We start from the raw sequence: 6,335 nt of genomic DNA on the forward strand, positions 1-6,335 counted from the left end.
ATGAAATTCGATCAGTCGTTGGAGAGGTTGGAAGAGATAGCTGCCAATCTAGAAGAAGAGGATATTTCGGTTGAAGATGCATTGAAGTTTTATGAAGAAGGGGTTAAGCTTGTTAAATCCTGTAGAAAGAAGCTCTCTGAAATAGAGAAGAAGATTGAACTTATTACAGAGGATGGTTCTGGTGAAGTGAAAAAAAGAGCAGTTACAGAAGACGAATTATTAGACAAGGATTCTTTAGGTGAAAAAGACTGAGGGAAATAAAGTACTTGATAGAGTAAACTCTCCGGGGGATTTAAAAGAGCTGGCCCAGGATGAGCTCGGTTGTTTAGCAGATGAGATAAGAGAGCTTATTATCTCGGTTGTATCTAAAAACGGAGGCCATCTTTCAAGTAATCTGGGAGCGGTCGAACTTACCTTGGCCCTGCATTATGTCTTTGATTCACCAAAAGATAAGCTTATCTGGGATGTGGGCCATCAATGTTATACTCATAAGATTATTACAGGCAGGAAGAACAGGTTTTTCAGCATCAGGCAGTTTGAAGGGATAAGCGGTTTTCCCTCTCCATCTGAATCCAGTCATGATCACTTTATATCCGGACACGGTTCAACGGCTATCTCAGCTGCTTTAGGTTTTGCCTGCGGAAGAGATATGGCTCAAGAAGAAGGTAAGGTGATAGCTGTTGTCGGCGATGCTTCACTCGTAGGCGGAATGGCCTTTGAAGCGCTTAACTACCTGGGCCATATTCAAAAAGATCTGCTGATAATACTTAACGATAATGAGTGGGCAATATCCAAAACAGTAGGCGCGTTGAGCAAACATTTAAACAGGGTTATAGCAGACCCGCTCTACAATAAAGTTGGCAGCGAGATTGAGAAGCTGCTCTTAAAACTCCCCAAGGGTGATTTTGCGTTAAGAGCAGTTAAGAAGATTGAAGAGTCTCTTAAGAATCTTTTGGTACCGGGAATAATATTTGAAGAGCTGGGTATCAAATATATCGGCCCCATAGACGGCCATGATCTTAATGAATTGATATCAACATTTAAAAATATAAAGAGTTTTAACAAACCGGTATTGGTCCATCTTTTGACGAAGAAGGGTAAGGGTTACGCCTATAGCGAAAAAGAACCTGAGCTCTTCCATAGCGCCTCGAAGTTTGACTCCCTAAGCGGAGGTTTTCTAAAAAAAGATCAACCTTCCTATACCGGTATATTATCCAAGACACTTCTTGATATGGCCATAGTGGACACCAAGGTTGTTGCAGTAACTGCTGCAATGCCCTATGGTACAGGGCTGGCTGAGTTTAAATCCAGGTTTCCTGAGAGGTTCTTTGATGTCGGGATGGCAGAACAGAATGCGGTAACTTTTGCAGCTGCTCTTGCAAAGTCAGGCTTTAAGCCTTTTGTTGCAATCTATTCAACATTTATCCAGAGAGCCTATGATCAGATAATGCATGATGTAGCCCTTCAAAACCTTCCTGTTAAGTTCTGTTTAGATAGGGCCGGTCTTGTAGGAGAGGATGGCCCTACTCATCACGGGGTCTTCGATATCGCTTTTACGAAGCACCTTCCCAACATGGTTCTTATGGCTCCTAAGGATGGCTGGGAGTTTACCCTGATGCTGGAATGGATGAAAGACCTGGAGCAGCCCTCTGTTATAAGATATCCCAAGGCAGCCCTGCCGGACTTATCCTCTTTGGGGTATAGAGATATTCAGCTGGCTAAGTCTGAAGTTTTGATAGAAGGTGAAGATATAGCATTATTCGGATACGGCAGTACTGTAGCTGCAGCCTATAGGGTCTCTAAGAGGCTGCAGAAGGAGGGTCTAAATCCCTGCCTGGTTAATTTGAGGTTTGCTAAGCCTTTAGATTGTGAGATGATTATAGATATTGCAAAGAGAGTCGATTATATCTTTGTTCTCGAGGAGGGTTCTTCTTCAGGCGGAGTGGCTGAGTCGATAGCGGCTGTTACAGCAGCTTCCGATATAGATGTAGCGGTTAAGAGTTTCGGCATAGCTGATAACTTTATAACTTATGGAGCTAGAGATATACTGCTTAACATGGTCGGGCTTGATGAGAAATCTATTTTGGATAGAATAGTGAAATTAAAAAGAAATGTTAAAGATAATAATTAAAAAAGATTTCTGTAAATCCTGCGGGTTCTGTGTCAATGTTTGCCCTAAAGGTATTCTGGTAATGGATGATAAATTAAATACTTTGGGATATTCACCCGTAAAGGTGGTTGGTGAGAGCAGCTGTATAAAGTGCATGCGCTGTATTGCAGTCTGTCCCGAGGCCTGTATTGAGATCTATGAAGAAGATGGCAAGTAATAGAGTGTTGATTTCCGGTAATGAGGCTTTTGGTGAAGCAGCTATACTCTCCGGCTGTGAGTTCTATGCCGGTTATCCCATAACACCTCAGAATGAACTTATCCAGTATATGTCCAGAAGAATGCTGGAAGAGAACAGGGTCTTTGTTCAGGCAGAGAGTGAGCTTGCATCCATCAATATGGTCTTCGGCGCGTCTCTCTCCGGTGTGCGCTCTATGACATCATCCTCTTCACCCGGAATAAGTCTGATGCAGGAGGGTATATCCTATCTTGCGGGCTGCGAGCTTCCGGCTGTCATTATAAATGTTATGCGCGGCGGTCCGGGTTTAGGTAATATCGCACCTTCTCAGGCTGACTATTTTCAGTCAACCCGCGGAGGAGGCCATGGAGATTACAGGACCCCTGTCTTGGCACCCTCTTCAGTAGCTGAGATATTTAAGATTATACCCCGGGCATTTGATATTGCAGATAGATATAGAACCCCGGTCATTGTTTTAGGGGATGGTATGCTGGGTCAGATGATGGAACCGGTAGATAAGAGCCTGTTTGATATAGAGGTTAAAGAGTATCCCAAACCATGGGCTCTTAGAGGATGTAAAGGCAGAGAACCGCAGTTAATAAAATCGCTCTATCTTGCGCCTGAGGCATTAGAAGAGTTGAATTTAAGACTTCAGGGCAGGTATCGGGAGATAGAGAGAGAAGATGTAAGTTTCGAGAGCAGTATATCATTAGAAGATGAACTGGTTATAGTTGCTTATGGTTCAGCAGCTAGAATCGCAGCCGGTGTTATAAGAAAGCTTAAAAGAGAAAATTTAGATATCGGGCTATTCAGGCCGATAACACTCTGGCCTTATCCCTATAAAGAGTTAGGAGAGATATCAAAAAAGATAAAGAGGTTTCTGGTTCTTGAGATGAGTCTGCCTCAGATGTTTGAAGATGTGAAACTCTCTCTCTACTCCAGCAATGCAGAGATAGATACTTTAAGCAGGACGGGCGGAGTAATACCGACTGAAGAAGAAGTGATAGCCAAGATAAAGAGTATATTAAAATGAGAAAGGTAATCTATAGCAGGCCGGAATCTTTGCGCGAGGTACGTACTCACTATTGTGCCGGCTGCGGCCATGGGATTGTTCACAGACTGGTAGCTGAGCTTATAGATGAGCTTGAGTTAAGAGAGAAGACTATAGCTATTGCTCCTGTTGGCTGTGCGGTTTTGGCTTACAACTATTGGAATTTTGATACAACAGAGGCTGCTCATGGACGGCCTCTTGCTGTTGCAACCGCTATCAAGAGGGTTCAGCCCGATAAGTTTGTCTTTACCTATCAGGGGGATGGCGACCTTGCTGCGATAGGGACAAATGAGACAATACATGCAGCCTGTCGGGGTGAGAATCTAACAGTGGTATTTGTTAATAACGGTGTCTATGGTATGACAGGCGGACAGATGGCTCCGACAACGGTCTTGAGTCAGAAGACTACGACTACAGCTTTAGGCAGAGAGTCTAAGTTACATGGCCATCCTTTACCTTTACTTGAGATGCTCAAAGTCTTAGAGGGTGTCTGTTACCTGGAGAGAAGAGCTCTCTTCTCACCTCAAGAGATAAGAAAAGCAAAAGATGCATTGAGAGAGGCTTTTAAGAATCAGATAGAAGAGAGAGGTTTCTCAATGGTTGAGATACTCTCTCCATGTCCTACTTATACCAAGATGACGCCGATAGATAATTTAAAATGGATAGAGAAAGAGATAGTAAAGACATATCCCTTGGGCAGAGTGAAGTAAAGGTCATCATTGCAGGTTCAGGCGGTCAGGGTATTCTGCTGCTGGGAAAGATATTGGCTCAGGGTTTACTGGAGGAGGATAAGAATGTCTCCTGGCTCTCTTCCTATGGAGCTGAGGTAAGAGGCGGGACCTGTAGATGTATGGTCGTTGGATCTGATAATGAGATATCATCTCCCTGTATATCCAACCCGGATTGCCTTATTGTAATGAATCAGCCTTCTTATCAGAGATATACCCCTCTTCTTAAGGAGGACAGCATGGTCTGTTACAATAGTTCGCTTATAGCAGAAGATATCTTAAATAAAGAGTTATCTAATACAGCAGTAGCTGCGACTGAAGAGGCAAAAAAGCTTGGTAATTCAAAGTGTGCCAATATGGTAATGCTGGGTAAGTTTATAAAGGAGAGTTCTCTTATAGAGCTTGAGACAGCAATAGATGCACTGGATAGATTTATAAAGAATAGAGATATCTTAGAGCTTGATAAGCAAGCATTAGAAAAAGGTTTTAGTTATGAGTAAGGTAGTCTTAAGGTTTGCGCCGTCTCCAACCGGGTTCCTGCATGTCGGAGGAGCCAGAACCGCTCTCTTTAACTTTCTCTTTGCCCGTCATAACAAGGGGAAGTTTATCTTAAGAGTGGAGGATACCGACTTGGAACGTTCAGAGGATAGTTTCTTAGATGATATCTTAGAGTCTCTAAAATGGCTTGGTATTGACTGGGATGGTGAGGTGATACATCAAAGCCGGAGGTTTGATATCTACCGCAGCTATGCAGATAAGCTTCTTAAAGATGGTCTTGCCTATGAAGAGAAGACCGATAGAGGAACTGCTTTAAGATATAAGAGCAATATAGATTCTGTTAAGTTTAATGATTTATTAAGAGGTGAGATAGAGTTTAAGGAAGGCTTTAGTGATATTGTTCTTATGAAATCAGACGGTTCACCTACCTATAACTTTGCCTGTGTCATCGATGATGCAACACTTGGTATGACTCATATAGTAAGAGGTGAGGACCATATCTCAAATACACCCAAGCAGGTGCTGCTCTATCAGCTGCTTGGTTTTAAAGTCCCTGAGTTTATCCATCTTCCCCTTATCCTCGGTGAGGATAGGACGAGATTATCCAAGAGGCATGGGGCTGTGAGTGTAGCAGCCTATAGAGAGGAGGGTTTTCTTCCTCAGGCTCTCTTAAACTTTCTTGCACTCCTGGGCTGGTCACCAGGGGATAACAGAGAGATATTATCTAAGAAGGAACTTATCAATCTATTCAGCTTTGAGAGGATTAATAAGTCCAATGCTCTCTTTGATGTTGGAAAGCTTAAATGGATGAATAAGAAATACCTTAAACAGGTTAAAGATAGCGACTATCACGATGCATTGATTAAGTTTATTCAAAGAGAGAATTTATTGAACGAATATAACAGCATGGATGAGACTAAAAGAGAGATGCTCTTTAAACTCCTTAAACCCCGTTCCTCAACTTACACTGAATATGCCAAGCAGCTAAGATATATTTTATCTAGAGACTATATAGTAGAGGAGAGCTCAATTGAGAAACATAATTTAAGAGATGATAAGTCTAAAGAGGTTTTTAAGGATATAGCTATAGGCCTTAAGAGTATAGCCGAGTTCTCATCTAAAGAGATTGAGAGGGTCATACGTGCTGCAGCCGATAAATTTAAACTGGAAGCAAAAGAGGTAATCCATCCTTTAAGAGTTATCTTAACAGGTAATGAGATATCCCCGCCTCTATTTGAACTTATGGAGATTTTGGGGTATGAGGAAGTTTTTGCCCGAATCGATAATTTCTTATAATGTATCTTTCTAAAACAACACTACCCCGTGGTGTAATGGTAACACGACTGACTCTGAATCAGTTGTTCCTGGTTCGAGCCCAGGCGGGGTAGCCATCATTATCTCTCAAAATATTATTAGAGAGATAACAGTAGCCTTGAGTAGAACAACTATTCAGGGCTATTTCTATGTCTTAACCCGTCAAAGAGTTAGGGCATTATTTTGATTGTTGTTTTGGTATTATTGATCTTAAAATTTAATCTTGCTCCAAGTTCGATTAAAACAGCCGAATAAATCTCATTTATCTATCTCTTTATCTCCGAATCGCCATTTAGTAAAGGCTCTGTAGTAAATGGATATTTGGCCAAATTTTGTCTAGTCTAAGATATTAATTGAGGCATTTACTAGGAATCAGTGAAGTTATGAGAGAAATTAAGA

The 6,335-nt window shown here is 41.8% G+C and carries 7 protein-coding genes and 1 tRNA gene; all 8 read left to right on the plus strand.

The window, feature by feature from the left end:
- The 8 genes from xseB to P9L98_01290 all read left to right on the plus strand — a co-directional run bounded on the left by xseB (position 1) and on the right by P9L98_01290 (position 6,013).
- A complete protein-coding gene (xseB, locus tag P9L98_01255) occupies positions 1-252 on the plus strand; it encodes an exodeoxyribonuclease VII small subunit (GenBank protein ID MDP8215935.1) in 252 nt (83 codons plus the stop codon).
- Positions 239-2,131, plus strand: a complete 1,893-nt coding sequence (gene dxs / locus P9L98_01260) for a 1-deoxy-D-xylulose-5-phosphate synthase (GenBank protein MDP8215936.1) — start codon at positions 239-241, stop codon at positions 2,129-2,131. The genes xseB and dxs overlap by 14 nt, the downstream gene beginning before the upstream one ends.
- Positions 2,112-2,327: a 4Fe-4S dicluster domain-containing protein gene (locus tag P9L98_01265; GenBank protein ID MDP8215937.1), complete on the plus strand. Its 216-nt coding sequence runs from the start codon at positions 2,112-2,114 to the stop codon at positions 2,325-2,327. Before dxs ends, P9L98_01265 begins: the two co-directional genes overlap by 20 nt.
- Positions 2,317-3,378, plus strand: a complete 1,062-nt coding sequence (gene vorB / locus P9L98_01270) for a 3-methyl-2-oxobutanoate dehydrogenase subunit VorB (GenBank protein MDP8215938.1) — start codon at positions 2,317-2,319, stop codon at positions 3,376-3,378. Before P9L98_01265 ends, vorB begins: the two co-directional genes overlap by 11 nt.
- Positions 3,375-4,106, plus strand: a complete 732-nt coding sequence (locus P9L98_01275; protein MDP8215939.1) for a thiamine pyrophosphate-dependent enzyme — start codon at positions 3,375-3,377, stop codon at positions 4,104-4,106. Before vorB ends, P9L98_01275 begins: the two co-directional genes overlap by 4 nt.
- A complete protein-coding gene (locus P9L98_01280; GenBank protein ID MDP8215940.1) occupies positions 4,055-4,624 on the plus strand; it encodes a 2-oxoacid:acceptor oxidoreductase family protein in 570 nt (189 codons plus the stop codon). Before P9L98_01275 ends, P9L98_01280 begins: the two co-directional genes overlap by 52 nt.
- Positions 4,617-5,918, plus strand: coding sequence for a glutamate--tRNA ligase (gene gltX / locus P9L98_01285; GenBank protein MDP8215941.1), 1,302 nt, complete (start codon positions 4,617-4,619; stop codon positions 5,916-5,918). The genes P9L98_01280 and gltX overlap by 8 nt, the downstream gene beginning before the upstream one ends.
- A 21-nt stretch (positions 5,919-5,939) precedes the next feature.
- Positions 5,940-6,013 (plus strand) — tRNA-Gln (locus tag P9L98_01290).
- Positions 6,014-6,335: the final 322 nt, after the last annotated feature.

It is taken from the genome of Candidatus Kaelpia imicola (genome assembly GCA_030765505.1).
Lineage (GTDB): Bacteria > Omnitrophota > Gorgyraeia > Kaelpiales > Kaelpiaceae > Kaelpia > Kaelpia imicola.

Excerpts from the sequence above, each read along its gene's own strand:
- P9L98_01280 (MDP8215940.1), top strand. The coding sequence starts at position 4,055 with ATGGATAGAGAAAGAGATAGTAAAGACATATCCCTTGGGCAGAGTGAA.
- xseB (MDP8215935.1), top strand. The coding sequence starts at position 1 with ATGAAATTCGATCAGTCGTTGGAGAGGTTGGAAGAGATAGCTGCCAAT.
- P9L98_01265 (MDP8215937.1), top strand. The coding sequence starts at position 2,112 with ATGTTAAAGATAATAATTAAAAAAGATTTCTGTAAATCCTGCGGGTTC.
- P9L98_01275 (MDP8215939.1), top strand. The coding sequence starts at position 3,375 with ATGAGAAAGGTAATCTATAGCAGGCCGGAATCTTTGCGCGAGGTACGT.
- vorB (MDP8215938.1), top strand. The coding sequence starts at position 2,317 with ATGGCAAGTAATAGAGTGTTGATTTCCGGTAATGAGGCTTTTGGTGAA.
- gltX (MDP8215941.1), top strand. The coding sequence starts at position 4,617 with ATGAGTAAGGTAGTCTTAAGGTTTGCGCCGTCTCCAACCGGGTTCCTG.